At 47.6% G+C, this 15998-nt stretch carries 13 protein-coding genes; 11 read left to right on the forward strand and 2 right to left on the reverse strand.

The window, feature by feature from the left end; genetic code table 11:
- The first annotated feature begins 164 nt into the window (after positions 1 to 164).
- Positions 165 to 419, forward strand: a complete 255-nt coding sequence (locus FO446_RS06735; RefSeq protein ID WP_173608954.1) for a hypothetical protein — start codon at positions 165 to 167, stop codon at positions 417 to 419.
- Positions 420 to 468: 49 nt separating this feature from the next.
- Here FO446_RS06735 and FO446_RS06740 read toward each other — a convergent pair whose 3' ends face one another.
- Complete coding sequence (locus tag FO446_RS06740; RefSeq protein WP_237900159.1) at positions 469 to 1761, reverse strand: dicarboxylate/amino acid:cation symporter; 1293 nt, start codon at positions 1759 to 1761, stop codon at positions 469 to 471.
- Positions 1762 to 2008: 247 nt separating this feature from the next.
- Between FO446_RS06740 and FO446_RS06745 the strand changes: the two genes are divergently transcribed.
- The 3 genes from FO446_RS06745 to FO446_RS06755 all read left to right on the forward strand — a co-directional run bounded on the left by FO446_RS06745 (position 2009) and on the right by FO446_RS06755 (position 5066).
- Positions 2009 to 2743, forward strand: a complete 735-nt coding sequence (locus tag FO446_RS06745) for a stalk domain-containing protein (RefSeq protein ID WP_173608952.1) — start codon at positions 2009 to 2011, stop codon at positions 2741 to 2743.
- Between the two features lie 213 nt (positions 2744 to 2956).
- Positions 2957 to 3646 (forward strand): response regulator transcription factor, encoded by a 690-nt coding sequence (locus FO446_RS06750; protein WP_173608951.1) that lies wholly within the window; start codon positions 2957 to 2959, stop codon positions 3644 to 3646.
- Entirely contained in the window at positions 3612 to 5066 is a 1455-nt protein-coding gene (locus FO446_RS06755; RefSeq protein ID WP_173608950.1) for a HAMP domain-containing sensor histidine kinase, read from the forward strand. Before FO446_RS06750 ends, FO446_RS06755 begins: the two co-directional genes overlap by 35 nt.
- A gap of 5 nt (positions 5067 to 5071) precedes the next feature.
- Here FO446_RS06755 and FO446_RS06760 read toward each other — a convergent pair whose 3' ends face one another.
- Positions 5072 to 6121: a DctP family TRAP transporter solute-binding subunit gene (locus FO446_RS06760; RefSeq protein WP_173608949.1), complete on the reverse strand. Its 1050-nt coding sequence runs from the start codon at positions 6119 to 6121 to the stop codon at positions 5072 to 5074.
- A gap of 99 nt (positions 6122 to 6220) precedes the next feature.
- Between FO446_RS06760 and FO446_RS06765 the strand changes: the two genes are divergently transcribed.
- The 7 genes from FO446_RS06765 (at position 6221) to FO446_RS06795 (ending at position 15319) form a co-directional block, all read left to right on the forward strand.
- Complete coding sequence (locus tag FO446_RS06765; RefSeq protein WP_221867513.1) at positions 6221 to 7792, forward strand: ATP-binding protein; 1572 nt, start codon at positions 6221 to 6223, stop codon at positions 7790 to 7792.
- A complete protein-coding gene (locus FO446_RS06770; protein ID WP_173608948.1) occupies positions 7779 to 8540 on the forward strand; it encodes a response regulator in 762 nt (253 codons plus the stop codon). Before FO446_RS06765 ends, FO446_RS06770 begins: the two co-directional genes overlap by 14 nt.
- Complete coding sequence (locus FO446_RS06775; RefSeq protein ID WP_173608947.1) at positions 8527 to 9894, forward strand: sigma-54 interaction domain-containing protein; 1368 nt, start codon at positions 8527 to 8529, stop codon at positions 9892 to 9894. Before FO446_RS06770 ends, FO446_RS06775 begins: the two co-directional genes overlap by 14 nt.
- A gap of 49 nt (positions 9895 to 9943) precedes the next feature.
- Positions 9944 to 10873 (forward strand): S66 peptidase family protein, encoded by a 930-nt coding sequence (locus FO446_RS06780; RefSeq protein WP_232773632.1) that lies wholly within the window; start codon positions 9944 to 9946, stop codon positions 10871 to 10873.
- A 207-nt stretch (positions 10874 to 11080) separates the two neighbouring features.
- Positions 11081 to 11455, forward strand: coding sequence for a DUF4280 domain-containing protein (locus FO446_RS06785; protein ID WP_173608945.1), 375 nt, complete (start codon positions 11081 to 11083; stop codon positions 11453 to 11455).
- 37 nt (positions 11456 to 11492) lie between these two features.
- The gene (locus FO446_RS06790; protein WP_237900161.1) at positions 11493 to 14756 is read left to right on the forward strand and encodes a late control protein; all 3264 of its coding nucleotides are present in this window, start codon (positions 11493 to 11495) and stop codon (positions 14754 to 14756) included.
- A 35-nt stretch (positions 14757 to 14791) separates the two neighbouring features.
- Complete coding sequence (locus tag FO446_RS06795; RefSeq protein ID WP_237900162.1) at positions 14792 to 15319, forward strand: hypothetical protein; 528 nt, start codon at positions 14792 to 14794, stop codon at positions 15317 to 15319.
- Positions 15320 to 15998 lie beyond the last annotated feature (679 nt).

Below are 15998 nucleotides of genomic sequence, written 5' to 3' on the forward strand. Positions count from 1 at the left end.
CAACAACTATTATACACGAAATGACATGATTTTTCTCTGAAATGAAACATTTTTATTAAAAAATGACACACTTATAAACGTACAGGAATATCAACTTTCCTCTAAAGCGAAGTCGCTCCTCCATGAGCCGGCTTCGAAAGAGGTTATTTTAAGGATGATGAAACATGGCGAACAAACAGTATCGATTAACAGAAGCGGAATGGGTCTTTATTCAAGACATGCGGTCCATGGAGATGGATGAGCTATTGGACATCGTGATCGCATTGCGCAATGAGGTAAGGGAGTTGGAGAAAAAGGCGGAGCTGATCAGAGAGCGCGAGAAAGAGGGCTGGCAGGAGGAGTATCAGGCAGCACAGAAGCGAATTAATCACCTGCGCCAATTTGAGGTGGAGCTTCGTAAAACATGGCCAAATGACTAAAGCAAAAAGAGGTTCTCTCGGGAATAGGAGAACCTCTTTTTTATCTGGACTAGGCCATAATCGGTTTTGCCTCTGACTCGTTGTCCGTCTCGGTGGCAGTTTCATCTGTTTGCTGGACGCGTCCCGGATGGAACTCATTTTCATGCTTGGCTATGACCACGGCAGCTACGCCATTTCCGATCAGATTCGTGATGGCACGAGCTTCTGACATGAATCGATCGACGCCGAGCAAGAGGGCAATGCCTTCGACCGGAATGACAGGGAAGGCTGCCAAGGTAGCGGCGAGTGTAATGAAACCAGAACCTGTGACACCGGCAGCCCCTTTTGACGTAATCATCAGAATTCCTAAAAGAGTGACCTGTTCCCAAAAGCTGAGCTCGATGCCATATGCTTGGGCGATAAAAATGGCAGCCATAGATAAATAAATAGAGGTGCCATCCAGGTTAAACGAGTAGCCCGTCGGTACGACCAGACCGACAACGGATTTGGAGCAGCCGTACTTCTCCAGCCGATCCATCATTCTTGGAAGAGCGGACTCTGAGGAGGATGTTCCGAGCACGAGCAGGATTTCCTCCCGAATGTATTTGATAAACGAGAAGATGCTGAATTTGTAGTAGCGCGCGATCCCGCCCAGGACGAGAATAATGAACAAAAACATTGTGATGTAGACAGCCGTCATCAAAAGGCCCAGTCTGGTCAGCGACCCGATGCCGAATTTCCCAATCGTGTACGCCATCGCGCCAAATGCAGCTACTGGCGAGACCTTCATGATCATATTGACGACACCAAAAAATCCGTGTGTCAGCTTGTCAAACAGCTTGATGACAGGCTGGGACGCTTGCCCCATGGCAGTGAGTGAGAGACCAAACAGGACAGCGAAGAACAGAATAGGCAACAGCTCGCCATTTGCCATCGCCCCGACGACATTTTCCGGGATAATCTTCACAATAAAATCGATAAAACCGTTGTTACTCTGAGCAGCAGCCTCCGTGTACTTGGAAACGTCCCCGCTGGTCAGTCCCGTTTTGTCAAAGCCTACCCCAGGCTTGATCAGGTTGACCACGAGCAGTCCGATGGCCAATGCGATTGTGGTAACGATTTCAAAATAGAGCAGCGCTTTGCCGCCGATCTTACCGACCTTTTTCATGTCTCCCATACTGGCGATTCCATTCACCACGGTGAAGAAGACAATCGGTGGAATGACCATTTTGATCAGTTTGACAAAAATATCGGCCAACACCTTCAGCTCTGCGCCGAATTTGGGTGCAAAATGACCAACTAAAATACCGAGGATGATGGCTATAACGACCTGTACGGTCAGATTTTTAAAGTTGATCCGCATCGAATCACTCCTCCTCCAAGAATTGAAAGCGCTTTATCCCTCTCTTTTGCATTGTATAAATGGTGTGGAAAATTGAAAATGATACGGTCATATTGGTTGTTTTGGTCCTTTTGGTCATAGAAAACCCCTCAAATTGGAAAGGAAAAAATCAATTGTTGACATACTCTCGACACGAACGATAGGTAAAGTAAGAGATGTACATAGTGACACGAAAGAAACAGACAACCGGGAGAATGGAGGATTTTCTATGTTCAAGAAGCAATATCTGGCGATTGCCTCAGCGTTGATTCTGTCTACCACACTTATTCCGACGAGCTCTCAAGCGGCTACTGGAACGAAGAATCTGCAAGCTAAGTACAACAACATTAAAGTTATCTATAACGGTGCAGCTGTTCCAACAACAATCGAACCATTCATCGTAAACGGAACCACGTACATTCCACTTCGCATGATGGCTGGCGTATTCAGCAAGGATGTAGCATGGGATGGCGCGAAGTACACCATCACAGTAAAAGACTTGCCTAACTCCCAACACGCAAACGAGTTAGCTGCACGTGATGCTCAAATCAGAAGTCTGCAAAACACCATCGATAGCCTGAACAAAGAGATCTCTGATTTGAAAAACAGCAAGAAGAATAACAGTAGCAAAGACGATGACGATCTGGACGATCTGGAAGACGATCTGAATAACTACTACGATGACTACAAAGATATCGAGTGGAAGATCTCTCTGAGTGGCGACGAAGATGATATCGATGTAGAAATCCAAGTTGACCGTGAAGAATTCGAAGATGAATATGAGGATCTGGATGAATCTGATTTCGAAGAACTCGTGGAAAAAGTAGTGGAAGATATTTGGGATGAGTTCGAAGATGCAGATATTGACGGTGAAATTGTCGATGAGGATGACGATAACCTGTATGATTTCTCCGCTGACGCTAGCGATGGAGATATCACTTTCGAAGGTGACGTTATCAACTAACTTCCCGCAAAGTGGGGACGTTTCTCACAAAAAAAGCCTTGCTCCTTTTCACAGGATGCAAGGCTTTTTTCCTATTTTCCAAAAACATCAAAGCCAAATTTTAATACAAGGTTGTAAACTGATAGAATAGAAGTACGTAGATGATTAGAGAGACCATGCGAGAGAATTCTCGAATAGGAATGATCATATGTCTGTAAATCAGGTAGGGAAGATATGAAAAGCATTTTGTTGGTAGAAGATGAACTGGTGATATCGCGCGTGCTGAAGGCTTACTTGCAAAAGGAAGGGTATGAGGTCTTGCAAGCGAACGATGGAATCAAGGCGATGGAGCTTTTTGACGAAAAAAAGCCGGATCTGGTTCTGTTGGATGTCATGCTCCCTGAACGCAACGGTTGGGAGATTCTCCAGTACATTCGCGAAAAGAGCTCCTGTCCAGTCATTATGATGACGGCGCTCGGTCAAACAGACCAAAAGCTCAAAGGACTCAATCAAGGGGCAGATGACTACATAACGAAGCCTTTTGTCGCGGATGAAGTAATTGCACGAGTCAATGCGGTGCTGCGCCGCTCTGTTATTTTGGTGAAAGATCAGGAAACCCGACTATTTGGAAGCTTAAAAATAAACTTTCAGTCCCATCACGTGACGCTTCATGGTCTCGAACTGACGTTTCACCCGCGCGATTTGTCCTTGCTGCTTTTTCTGGCACAAAATCCGAATCAGACCTTTACCCGAGAACAATTGATCGAACAAGTATGGGGAATGGACTATGGCGGGAGTGACCGTGCTGTAGACCTGGCGATCAAGCGGGTCAGAAAGACACTGGAGAATTGGCCAGTTCAGGAAGGCGAGATCAAGACGCAAAGAGGGGTTGGGTATCAATTCTGTGTTTATAAAAAACAATGAGCCCGTATCGCTGCTGCGCTATTGGACCACACGCTATCTACTCACCCTCGTGATCGGATTGCTCATCATTGGGGCTGTCTCTGCCTATTGGATCAAGTACGCCGCGATTGAAAAGCAGATCGAGGTCACGCGACTGTTTGCAGAGGAAGTGGCTGATCGGGTCGTCGATGATGTTGGAAATATTTTGGTGGGGGAAAAACTTCATCAGGTATTGGATAATCGGCGAAAGTTTATGGGTGTGGATCGCAATCTGATTTTATTCATTGAAGATGTAAAAGGAAAGGTCGTATACAGTCGGCCAACCAAGCTTCCGCCTCCATTGCAGCAGGCAGCACCTGAGTTGTTGGAGCAGGCAGATAAGCGGGATAAAGTGAGGCATCCGTCAGGTGAGACCCTGTATGTAATCAGGAAAAATCTGGAGTTCAATGACCAAATCATTGGCAAGGTGATCTTGCTTTTCCCCGAAACAGATATCAAGGTAGGGAAAGAGGAAATCCAATATTTGGTCATCATGCTGGGGAGTTTGGGTGTGCTTGGCTGGGCGGTTATTTATTTTCATGCGCGCAAGCTGTCTGAACCGATTCAAAATGTGGTGATGTCCGCACGACAGATCGTAGAAGGAAACTACGACGTCTTGCTCAATAAAACGATCAAGGAAAAAGAAATTCACGAGCTGGTGCATACCTTTGCGGAAATGGCCGACCGTCTTCGGCAGTTGGAAAGCATGCGAACAGAGCTTTTGGCTGGGGTGACACACGAGCTGAAAACCCCCGTTACGTCGATTAGCGGATTAATCCAGGCAATTAACGACGAGGTGGTTTCCGGTGAGGAGCAGAAGGAGTTTTTGGAAATCTGTCTGAAGGAAACAAAGCGCCTGCAAAAAATGGTAGAGGATTTGCTAGACTTCAATTCATTTGCCGTAGGAGCGATCACTGTTTGTCAGGAAGAGCAAAACGTGAACAAGCTGATCCGCGAGATCGCCTCACAATGGCAGATTGTCCACGACCTCGGTCACGTCACGTTTACCGTTAGGGTTCTGGAAAAGCAGACAATGATCTATGTCGATCCGGGCCGTGTCCAGCAAATCTTGATTAACCTATTGAACAACGCGAAACAGGCTGTTGGTGAGAAGGGGAACATAGCGCTCACTCTCTACAAAACGGATACAGATTTACGAATCGACGTCAAAGACGATGGACCAGGAATACCCGCAAAGGAACAGCCTCTTGTGTTTGAGCGTTTCTTCCGGGGTAGCAATAAAAAAGACAAAGTACGTGGACTTGGGTTGGGGTTGTCGTATTCTCGCATGATGGCGAAGGCGCTTGGCGGTGATCTCCTCCTCGCAAAGAGCACGTCAGAGGGATCGGTTTTTACGCTCATTTTGCCTATGCGCAAGGACCAGAGCGAGGAGATTGCTTGAGAGCTTCACCGGCGTTGGTGGAGCTCTCTGATTTTCTGCATCAATGGTTCTCCGATGCTCGGAGCGAATTGATCGTAGACTGGCTGCAACGCTTCGATCCAGGCGGCACGTTCTTCTGCTGTCTGTATGTGGATGTTCATTCCCCCGTTTTCTTGGAGCAAGCGCAGTTGTTTGTCATTCATCGATACAGCCAATTGATTATTGTAAGCTGTCGCTTCCTGCATCGCTTCCGATATCGCCTGCTGAATATCGGCGGGGAGATTGTTCCAAAAGGTTTTATTAATCACCACAGTGTAACCCAAATAACTGTGATTGCTGATCGTCATGTGCTTTTGAACTTGGTAGAGCCGTTTAGTGTACACGTTGGAGATCGTATTTTCTTCGCCGTCTACTTTTCCGGCAGCCAGCATGCTGTATAATTCATTGAAGGAAGAGCCTACAGGGATTGCCCGGAGCGTGCGAAATTGAGCTTCGATCACGTTGCCAGGAATAATCCGCAAACGTTGGCCGACAAAATCGGAAGGCATAATCAACGGGCGGTTGGCTGTCACTTGCTTAAAGCCGCTTCCCCAGAAGGCCAGTCCTTTCATGTCGGAATCTTCGAGCTTATCGAATAGTATTTGGCCGATTTCTCCATTGAATACGGTTTCGACGTCCTCTTGTGATCGAAACAGATAAGGCAAATCAAGGACAGCCCATTCGGGAATCGTGTTTGACAGATAGGAGAACGCAGGGGCAATCATCTGGATTTCGCCGTTTTGCAAAGCAGTCATCTCGGTTTTCTCGGTATGAAGGATACTGTTGGGAAAGACTTGTACCTCTACACGTCCGTTTGTCTTTTCCTTCACGAGCTGGGAAAAGCGTTCGATAGTGAGACCCTTCGGCGTGTTTTCCGCGATTACGTGGCTGAACTTGATGATAATTTGACTGGACAACCCTACCTGTTCTTCATCATACCCTCTGTTTTCCATCAGAGAATCTGGTCCGAAGCCTATAATGACAGCGCTCACAAGTCCGAGTATAACAATGAATGTACTGGTTACCAATGATTTCATTTTCAAAACACCTGCTTATGTTGAGTGAATGTGAGTTGCAAACCCAATGGAAAGGAAAGAACGAACCTGTTCGAACGTTTAACAATCAAATGGAAAATTATGCTGCTCTCCGTCGGAATCGTTCTTTTTTCCTTGATCATCGGAAACTTGATCATGGCCGGAGGGATTATTCGGATTACGGAAACCCAACTGGGACAACGGCTGATGACCACAGCGCGCACGGTTGCGACGATTCCGAATGTACAAAAAAGCATTCAGGAACCAGACGGATGGAAGGTGATCCAACCGACAGCAAACAACCTGCGCGTCGTCAATGATGTGACGTATATCGTCGTGCTGAATATGGAGCGTGTCCGTTATTCAGACCCATTAGATGGGCGGATTGGTACGGTGTTTATGGACCCTGCGGTTGATGAGGCCTATGCCGAGCACTCCTATTTTCAAAAAGTCAAAGGAGAGATGGGAATGGCTCTGCGGGCCTACGTGCCGATCATGGATGACCAGCATCAGCAGGTGGGTGTTGTCTTGGTCGGACGTGTCATGCCTGATGTTTGGGGGATCTTGTACAGCGAGCGAAACAATATTGCACTGACCTTTTTCTTCTCCTTATTGTTCGGGGTGTGGGGTTCCTATCAGTTGGCCCGTCACATGAAAAAGCAGATGCTCGACCTGGAGCCGGACGAAATCGCGCGAATCCTGGTAGAGAGAACCGCAACCTTCCATGCCATGCATGAGGGAGTCATCGCCATCGACAATCGGGAGAGAATTACGATCTTTAATGACAGGGCGAAGCAAATTTTTGGCATCGAAGGAGAGGTGCTGGGCAAGCACATACGGTCTGTCCTGCACGACACCAGATTACCAGAAGTGCTGGAGCTTCGCCAGAATTTTACCAACACGGAAATTCACGTCGGCAATACACTGCTCTGGTCCAACCGTTTTCTGATCAAGGTCGAGGAAAAGATCGTCGGCGCGATTGCGATTTTTCAGGACAGAACAGAAGTGGCGAGAATGGCGGAGGAACTGACAGGCGTAAAAGAATTCGTCGGTGCGCTGCGGGTACAAAACCACGAGCACATGAACCATTTGCATACCATCGCAGGCTTGCTCCAGCTCCATCAGCATGAAAAGGCGCTCGCGTATTTGTTCGAGGTCAACGAGCAGCAGGAGGAGCTCATCTCCTTTTTAACGACGCGGATCATGGATGAGAATTTATCAGGGCTATTGATTGGCAAAGTAAGTCGCGGAAGAGAGCTGGGTATTCGAGTTGTGATTGATCGCAGGAGTCATCTGGAACGTTTTCCGCCGTACATGGATCATCATAATTTCGTGCTCATTTTGGGGAATCTGATCGAGAATGCCTTTGATTCACTGGAGCAAATCGAACGCGAGGAGAAGGAGATTATGATCAGTATCGAGCAAGACGAAGAGATTTGCTCCATCCTGGTGGAGGACAATGGAATCGGCATGGACGAAGAGACGCGCCGACACATGCTGGAACGGGGATTTTCTACGAAAGAACGCGCGCACCGTGGACTTGGTCTGCATCTGGTGCAGCAGCTGGTCAATAAAGGGAGAGGCGAGCTGGTTTGCCATTCGGCACGCGGAGAAGGGGCCAGCTTTCTTATAACGTTTCCGATGGGGGTGGTGGAGAGTCATGGAGAAGGATAACGATCACATTCGCGTACTGATTATGGAAGACGATCCGATGGTACAGGAAATCAACAAACAGTTCATTGAGCGCGTCCCGGGCTTCGTCGTGGTCGGAATTGCAGCCAACGGGGCAGATGGACTCAAGCTAGTGAATGAGCTCAATCCTGACTTGGTGATCATTGATATTTTCATGCCGATCCAGGACGGGGTGAAGGCGCTGATGGAGCTGCGTGCCGCCAAACATGCAGTGGACGTCATCGTCGTGACAGCCGCAAAGGACAAAACCACGATTCAATCGATGCTGCGCAATGGGGCAATGGACTATATTATCAAGCCGTTCCAGTTTGAGCGGATCAAGCAGTCGTTGGAAAATTATCGAGAGTTTCGCCGACGGATTGATTGGGAGGGAACCGCATCCCAGGATGAAGTCGACCAACTGCTATTCCGCAAAAGCCCGGAAAAAGAACAAGCCGATGCCACTATTGGCAGGGCAGTGCTGCCGAAGGGACTGCACGCTGTCACCATGGAGCAGATCATGCGCCAGATCGAGAAAGAGAGTCAGCCGCTCTCGGCAGATGACGTGGCCGAACGCGTAGGGATCGCGAGAGTAACAGCTAGACGCTATTTGGACTATCTGGAGAAGAGCGGGAGTGTCAGAATGGATGTCAGCTATGGTGGGGTAGGCAGACCGACGAATCGCTATGTACGTGTCACTCCACAAGATGCGGGGGGCACGGGAGGTAAGGAGCGCCATGGTCGATTATGAAGCCTTGTTAGGCTCGCTGTTTGATATCGTACACGTAACAGACGCAGAAGGCAGGACCTTGTTTTGCTCGGGAAGCTATGAGGAATTTTTCGGAATCGATCCCAGGGAGATGATGGGCAAGCCGATTGAAGAGTTTTATCATCACGGTTATTTTGCGCCAACGATCACGATGCGGGTCATTCGCGACAAGAAAAAGATACACACGATTCAAACCACCCGCAAAAATCGTAAGCTTTTTGTGGAAGGTACACCGATTTGGGATCAGGACGGGAATTTTAACGGAGTGATCCATACGTTCATTGATATAACGAGCCAGGAGCAACTTCAGCAGGAATTAAATGAAGTCAAGTACGTCGGAACGGTCTTGCAGAGTGAAATGACCAAGGAGAACAACAGGCAAAAAGGAGAGACTAGCTTGATCTACCGCAGTCAGTCCATGGAGCAAGTCGCCATGATGGCAAAAAAACTGTCGCAGGTAGAATCATCCATGATCCTGCTAGGGGAATCAGGCGTCGGAAAAGGCGTACTGGCAAAATACATCCACGAGTGCAGTCCGCGGGTGGACAAGCCATTCGTGCATATCAATTGCGGAGCCATTCCCGAGACATTGCTGGAGTCAGAACTGTTTGGCTATGAAAAGGGTGCTTTTACGGGAGCAGACAAGGATGGCAAGGCAGGTTTGATTGAAAAGGCAAACGGAGGCACGCTGTTTTTGGACGAGATCGGGGAGATGTCACTCTCCTTGCAAGTGAAGCTGTTGAATGTGTTGCAAGAAAAAACGATTACGCCCGTAGGCAGCTCTGTTTCGCGAAAAGTCGATGTAAAGCTGATCACGGCCACGAATAAAAACCTGCGGCAAATGGTCAAGGAAGGCAAATTTCGCGAGGATTTGTACTATCGCATTCACGTCGTCCCGTTAGAAATTCCACCGCTGCGCGAACGACAGGAAGAGATACCCGTGCTCGTTCATTACTTTCTCAATGTCTTTTCGCAAAAGTACTGCTTGGAGAGACAGCTCGCAGATACCTGCTATCGCATCCTCAGTGAATACGATTGGCCTGGCAATGTGAGAGAGTTGGAAAATGTAGTGGAACGGCTCGTCGTTACGTCTCACGATACCCTCATTACGCCCGCGCAAATTCCGCGTTACATACATAACCAAGAGTACAGGGAGCACAAGGGGATCAAGGTTGATCGTGTAATGCAGATGCAGGAGGCAATGGACGAGGTGGAGCGGCAGCTCGTGCACCGGGCGTATGAGCAGCATAAAACGACGACAAAGGTAGCGGAAGCGCTCGGAATCAGCCAGCCGTCTGCAAGTCGCAAGCTGCGAAAATGGCTATGCACCATTTGACACAGATGTACGATAATGGGGAGAGAACCCGGAGGAGGAGACTGGACAGATGAACAAAGGGAAAGCATTGCGAGCGGGCGATACAATCGGAGTAGTGGCAACCTCTAGCCCTGCTACAGAAGAAGTGCTGAACAAAGCAATGGCAGAGCTGCAAGGTTTGGGATACAAGGTGAAAATATCGGATACGTGCCGAGAATCGTACGGTGGGTATTTGGCGGGAACTCCTGAGCAACGAGCGGCTGAGCTAAATGCCATGTTCGTCGACGAGGAAGTAGACGGGATCATGTGCATGCGTGGCGGTTACGGTTCCCCGCAAATCCTGTCTTTGCTCGACTATGACCTCATCGCCCAAAACCCGAAGCTGTTTATCGGCTACAGCGACATTACGGCGCTGCATACCGTTTTTGGACAGCGTGCGAATCTGGCTACCCTTCACGGACCGATGGCTACCTCAGACATTGCGCATGGATTGGATGACTGGTCCAAGCAATATTTGCTGCGCGCCATGACTCGCCCCGAGCCATTGGGAGCGATCATGAATCCGCCGGGGGAAGAAATCGTCTGTCTCGTCGAAGGTCAGGCAGCTGGACCTGTAGTCGGCGGGAATCTCGCCCTCGTCTCCGCGTTGATGGGGACCCCGTACCAGCTCGATACGAGAGGCAAGCTGTTGTTTTTGGAGGATATCGACGAGGAGCCGTACCGGATTGACCGCATGCTGACACAGCTTGCTCAGGGTGGCTTGTTTGATGATTGTGCGGGCGTCGTCATCGGGACCTGGACCGATTGTGAGCCGAAAAAGCGCGAAGGCTTCTCAGTCTGGGATGTGTTTCAAAATATCGTCGTACCGTACGGAAAGCCGACCATCTGGAACATACAGATCGGGCATGGCGCGTGCAACATTGCTCTCCCTCTGGGCGTAGAGGCCAGTCTCGACGCGACAAACGGTGAGCTGGTGATCGAAGAAAGTGTAACGATATAACGAGATTGCTTTTTCTTTCAAGAAGGCTTCCCCAACTATCGCAGAGTTGGTGGAGGCCTTTTTGGGTTATTTTGAAAAATAAGGAAACAGGACGTTTGACCCATAAATTATTTTCCAATTTATCCCGATTATTAGATGGAATGTAAAAATAAGACGAAATATGGAAGTTGCTTGCGGAGGATTTTTTGGGAAGGGGAGATAGGTCTAATGATGCTAGCGTTACTTCAAGCACTTGCAATGGGGTTGTTCAGCCCCGAGTACTCATATGTCGTGCGGGGAGCGACTCTCAAGTGCAGTCAGGGAACCGACCCCGGCGTATTGAATTTACCTTTGTGCCATGGCGTTTACAGCCTTAACAAGCCTGTTATGAATGTCGCCGATCACGTCCCCGGCGTGAATATCGGATGCTTTGGGTTTTGCAAAGCGGCAGGAGGAGTGGAGTGTGTACCACAGACGTTCTCGAAATGGACAGATGGAAAACACGATGTGCTCATCGACAACGAGCATGCCTTGCTGAGCAGGTCGCAGCTGGTTTGCAATCGTTCAGGCATCATCACGATTGAAAAAGACGGTCAGGATTGACGCTTATCGCGCTTGCTAGAGAAGGAGGGGGGAGAATATGCAGCGTACAAGCGGCGTCATGACCTATCAGGATATAAAAGTCGTTTGGCCATATGGACCAATACGGTTAGATCAGCTGGAGTTCGTCCATCAAACAGGCACGCATGCCACGCTCACGATCACAGGAATTGTCCCGGAAGACAAAGAGGACGAGATCATCAATCGTGCCGGCACCCACGATCCCATCGAGCTGTACAAGGTGGAAGGCGGGGAAAAACAGCCGATTTTCATGGGGCGGCTGGATCATGTGGAAATCAAGGTCGTACGGGATATTCACTACGTCACAATAAAGGCCGTGTCGCATACATATGCGTTGGACATGAGCGTGAAAACACGTTCGTTTCAACAGGTGAATCGGTTGTACCGGGATGTCGTAGACGAAATCATGTCCATCTATCACGGTGGAGATGTCATCGATCAAGCCTTCGACGACCGCCAGCAGGGCAAATTCATCATGCAGTACGAGGAAACAGACTGGACCTTTTTAAAGCGAATCGCGTCCCATGTCGGAGCCGTGCTCGTACCGGATTTGAGTGCGCATAAGGTACGCTTGTGGATCGGCATGCCCGAGGGACGCAAGCGAATCAAGCTGGAAGAGGAATCGCCATACGAGGTCAACCGGGCTATCGCGCCGTACATGAAAAAAGCCGCAAACGGCTCCTCGTCTGTCAGCGAGTACCAGTACACGACGTACGCCTTCGATTATGACGATCTGCTACAAATCGGGGATGAGGTGCAGCGGGAAGGGCAAACGTTTGTCATTACAAAAGTCACTGGGAAGCTGGAGCAGGGACTCTTGAGGTGGAGCTACATATGTGCCGTGCCAGAAGCCGTCAAGCAAACGAAGCTGTACAACAAGGCCATCATCGGTGCGGCGATCGACGGAAAAGTGATTCAAATTGGTCGCAATCAGGTCAAGCTCCACCTGAACATGGACAAAAAGCAAGAGCCAAGCAAGGCCCAGTGGTTCCCGTATGCGGCGGAAGGCAACCAAATTTTGTACCTCATGCCCGAGCTCGGCTCAAAGGTAAAGCTGTACTTCCCGAGCGCCGAAGAAGACGACGGCATGGTCATGAACTCCGTACGCCATGCGCCCAAAGGAGCGGCTGCCGAGAAGCAGGAGCGGCAAATGCAGGACCCCGGTGTGAAGACGTTTGGGAATCCGCAGGGAAAAGAGTTTACGCTCGGGGATAAAGAGCTGACGATGACTGCTCAGGAAGGGATGCTTTACATCTCGATGAACAAGGATGTTGGCGTCAGTTTGAAAAGTACCTCGAATGTGAATATCAGTGCGAGTGGTGCCCTGACCTTGACAGGGGCAGCCGTGTCTTTGTCCGGGACTGAGAGCTTGAACGTGAAAACGGCGTCGGATACGATAGAACTGTTGGAGGAAAACAAATCCAGTAGTGAGGAGATTAAGCTGGATGCGACCGTACGTCAGGCGTTTCCGAGAATATTAAGTGCGTTTGAAAAGGACGTTCAGGAAAACGGTTTGGCTGCCGTCATGTTGCGCAGAACTGTCAACAACCAATTATCTGAGGCGAAAGGGAAATTAGATGCTCTCGGAGATACCTTGTTAGGCTTGTGGAATGTGGTAGTAGATGCCGGAGATATTGCGTCGACCGCGTTACCAACATCGTATCTGGTAGACGCCATTTACGAAGGGGTGACTGGGGAAGAGCGACCTTCTCTCCTCGAACGAAATGATCTCGCGAGAGGAGCTGTAGAAACCGCTACGAATGCAGTCAATTACGTGGGAGATACGGTAACGGGCAATAAATCGTGGGAACAAATCAAATCCGATGCAAAGTCGTTTGGACAAGGGCTATACGATGACTATATCGACCCATTCGTGAAAGACGCCCAATATGATCAAGATAACTTGTTTAGCGGTGGTCTGTGGACCAGATCAGAAGAACAAAGCTATGCAAAGGGCCAGAATGAGTTTAAGAAAGACATGGTGGTTGCAGAGGTAGCGGTAAGTGCTCTTAGTGCTGGTACAGGTACAGCCGTTACGCGGACAGTGAAACTGGCCAATAAGCTGGATGGGCCGAATGGCAAGAAAAAGTCTGGTGACCATGAGGGAAATGGGAAAGGTGTCCTTTTGCCTAATTCCAGTATTGATGATGCAATGAGCGCCGTCCTTAAGGATGGAAAGCTAAAGACGCATGGTAAGAGTTTTGCAGAGTCGATGATTGAGTTACAAGAGAAAGTGGATAAGTTCCTCAAGCAGATGAATGGTGTGTTTAATGGAAGAGTTGTCGTTCTAAGAGATGCTGTTACAGGTCAGCCTATGGTTTATTGGATGCGGCATGATGATATGCCTGGTAGCACTGGAGGCGGTCGTGGCAGTAATCATCTCAATAGTGATGCAGGGAATGGTAGAACTGGTCATGTTGAAAAACCTCTCGACACTTCCAATAAGAAGGGTTTACCAAAGGTAGTGAACGGAGATTCTGGGCATTCCAATCATTCACCATCGCTGAATAGTAAGGCAGATGGTACGAACAAAAATAATTCTCAAGGAAGTAATAAGCCAGATAATGAGGCAAGGACAGGACAAGCTCAACATGCTGAAAAACCTCTCGACATTCCTGATGAGAAGGATTTACCAAAGGTAGTGAACGGCGGAATTGGGCATTCGAATCATTCTACGCCTCCTAAGGGGAAGGGTGATAGTACTAAGAAAAATGATTCTCAAGGTGAAAAGAAGCCGGATACTGAGGGGACGGGTAATGTACCACCAATTAAACCTATTGAACCGAGAGGAGAGCCTATAAAATTTGAACCACTTATTAAGCAAGAAAAAATTGCTCAACAGACATACGATAGGTTAAGAAGAACAGGTCTAGATATGAATGAACTTGAACTGTTCTCCAAAAACACAGGACTTAGTTTGGAAGAAGCTATTGAATTGAAGAAACATCTGTTTTTAACTGAGCATGTTAATTTACCGGATACTATTACTGGAAAATATTATTATACGGGTTATTTTCATCCGGATATGCATATTGCTTATGGGTGGGAAAAGGCACTTCAAGGGGAATTATCGCCTGCAGGAAAAGCATGGTTTAGACAATTAGCAGACCATGAACTAGCGGAAAGTAAAATGATGCAAGAAGGAATGCCATATCGTAAAATTGAATCATGGAATCCTAAAGAAGGATTAACTGGAAAACCACCTAACGAGGGAGCTCATGATCTAGCACCTCTTCCACCAAAAGACTTCCCAGATTTTAAAGCGGATGAGACTATTTTATAATTCTATAAGTAAATTTATTTTAGGAGGACGCTTAGTTGAATCAGATGTTTGAAGATGCTAGAACCATTATAAGAAACATTAATTGGGAAAATGAAGAACCTAACAAACCTTCACACGGAATATTAATATATGAGTTTTTAAGGAGAGGTTCTCAATTTTATGACTTTATAGATCACGAACCTAACAAGAGACTGGCAGTTTTTAGTGCTGCAGATATGTGCGGTATAAAATTGCCAATTGAAATATATGAATACTGCGATGAATTAAACGAAATTAAGGATGAGTGGTTAGTCAAATCAGCTTGCAAAAGTTATTTGGAATGGGCATATTTATCTGGTGAGAACGAATCCGTAGCACTTAAATTCCAAGGACTATATGTTCCTATTATCAAGCTGTTCAGTAGAGGAGGGAGGATAAGATACCATAATGGAGAGTTAACCTATGGAAGGGCTGCACGTTCTCGAATTATTTCTGTAGAAATGAGCACGGTTGAACCAGAGGATATTAGTGAAAAAACTTTGGATAAACTCGACACAAATTGGAATGAGACAATACCGAAATAATTATTAAAATAGGCTTCAGTCAAACAACTTTCAGTTCGAAAGCTATATCATATAAGTACATTCAACAACGCCACAATGCGAGCTAGACGCCCGTATTGTGGTTTCTTTATTATCTGCCGCTATTGCTATACAGTACAAACAAATGGCGGCTCTCCCCAAAAGACCCCACCCAGTGCCGAATGAGCTCATCATTTAACCAATAACACATATAGCCCATGTAATACCCGCATAAAGGATTCTTCATTTTTGTTGTACGCACATGAAGCTTGAATTTTATAACCTATTTAACGTAATAGCATTACATCGAACAGGTCGATTATGGTCAGATACCACCATGATTGACCTGTTTTTTGTTATCTTCGCTTTCTCACAGCTTTTTTAAAATTTATCGCAACAATTTGGCAGAATAAAACGATAGTTAGTGTGAGAGACGGTCAAAGAATTTTTCATCGCAACTAAGCGAGTAGAAGTTCCGACTATTAACAGTGTAGAGTTCAAAATCTGGTGACGACCAGTTGACATATAACAGGTAAGGTAACGTGTAGGCTAGCCACCTTCCCAACTTCATAGCTGCCATGCAGCGGCATAAAACTATGAGAAGGGTGGTAATGAAAATGAGTAACTTCTGGTTGATTAAGAATAACCCAAGCCGCAAATGAGTACATGGACAAGGTGAGCC

The organism is Brevibacillus brevis (assembly GCF_022026395.1).
Classification (GTDB): Bacteria; Bacillota; Bacilli; order Brevibacillales; family Brevibacillaceae; genus Brevibacillus.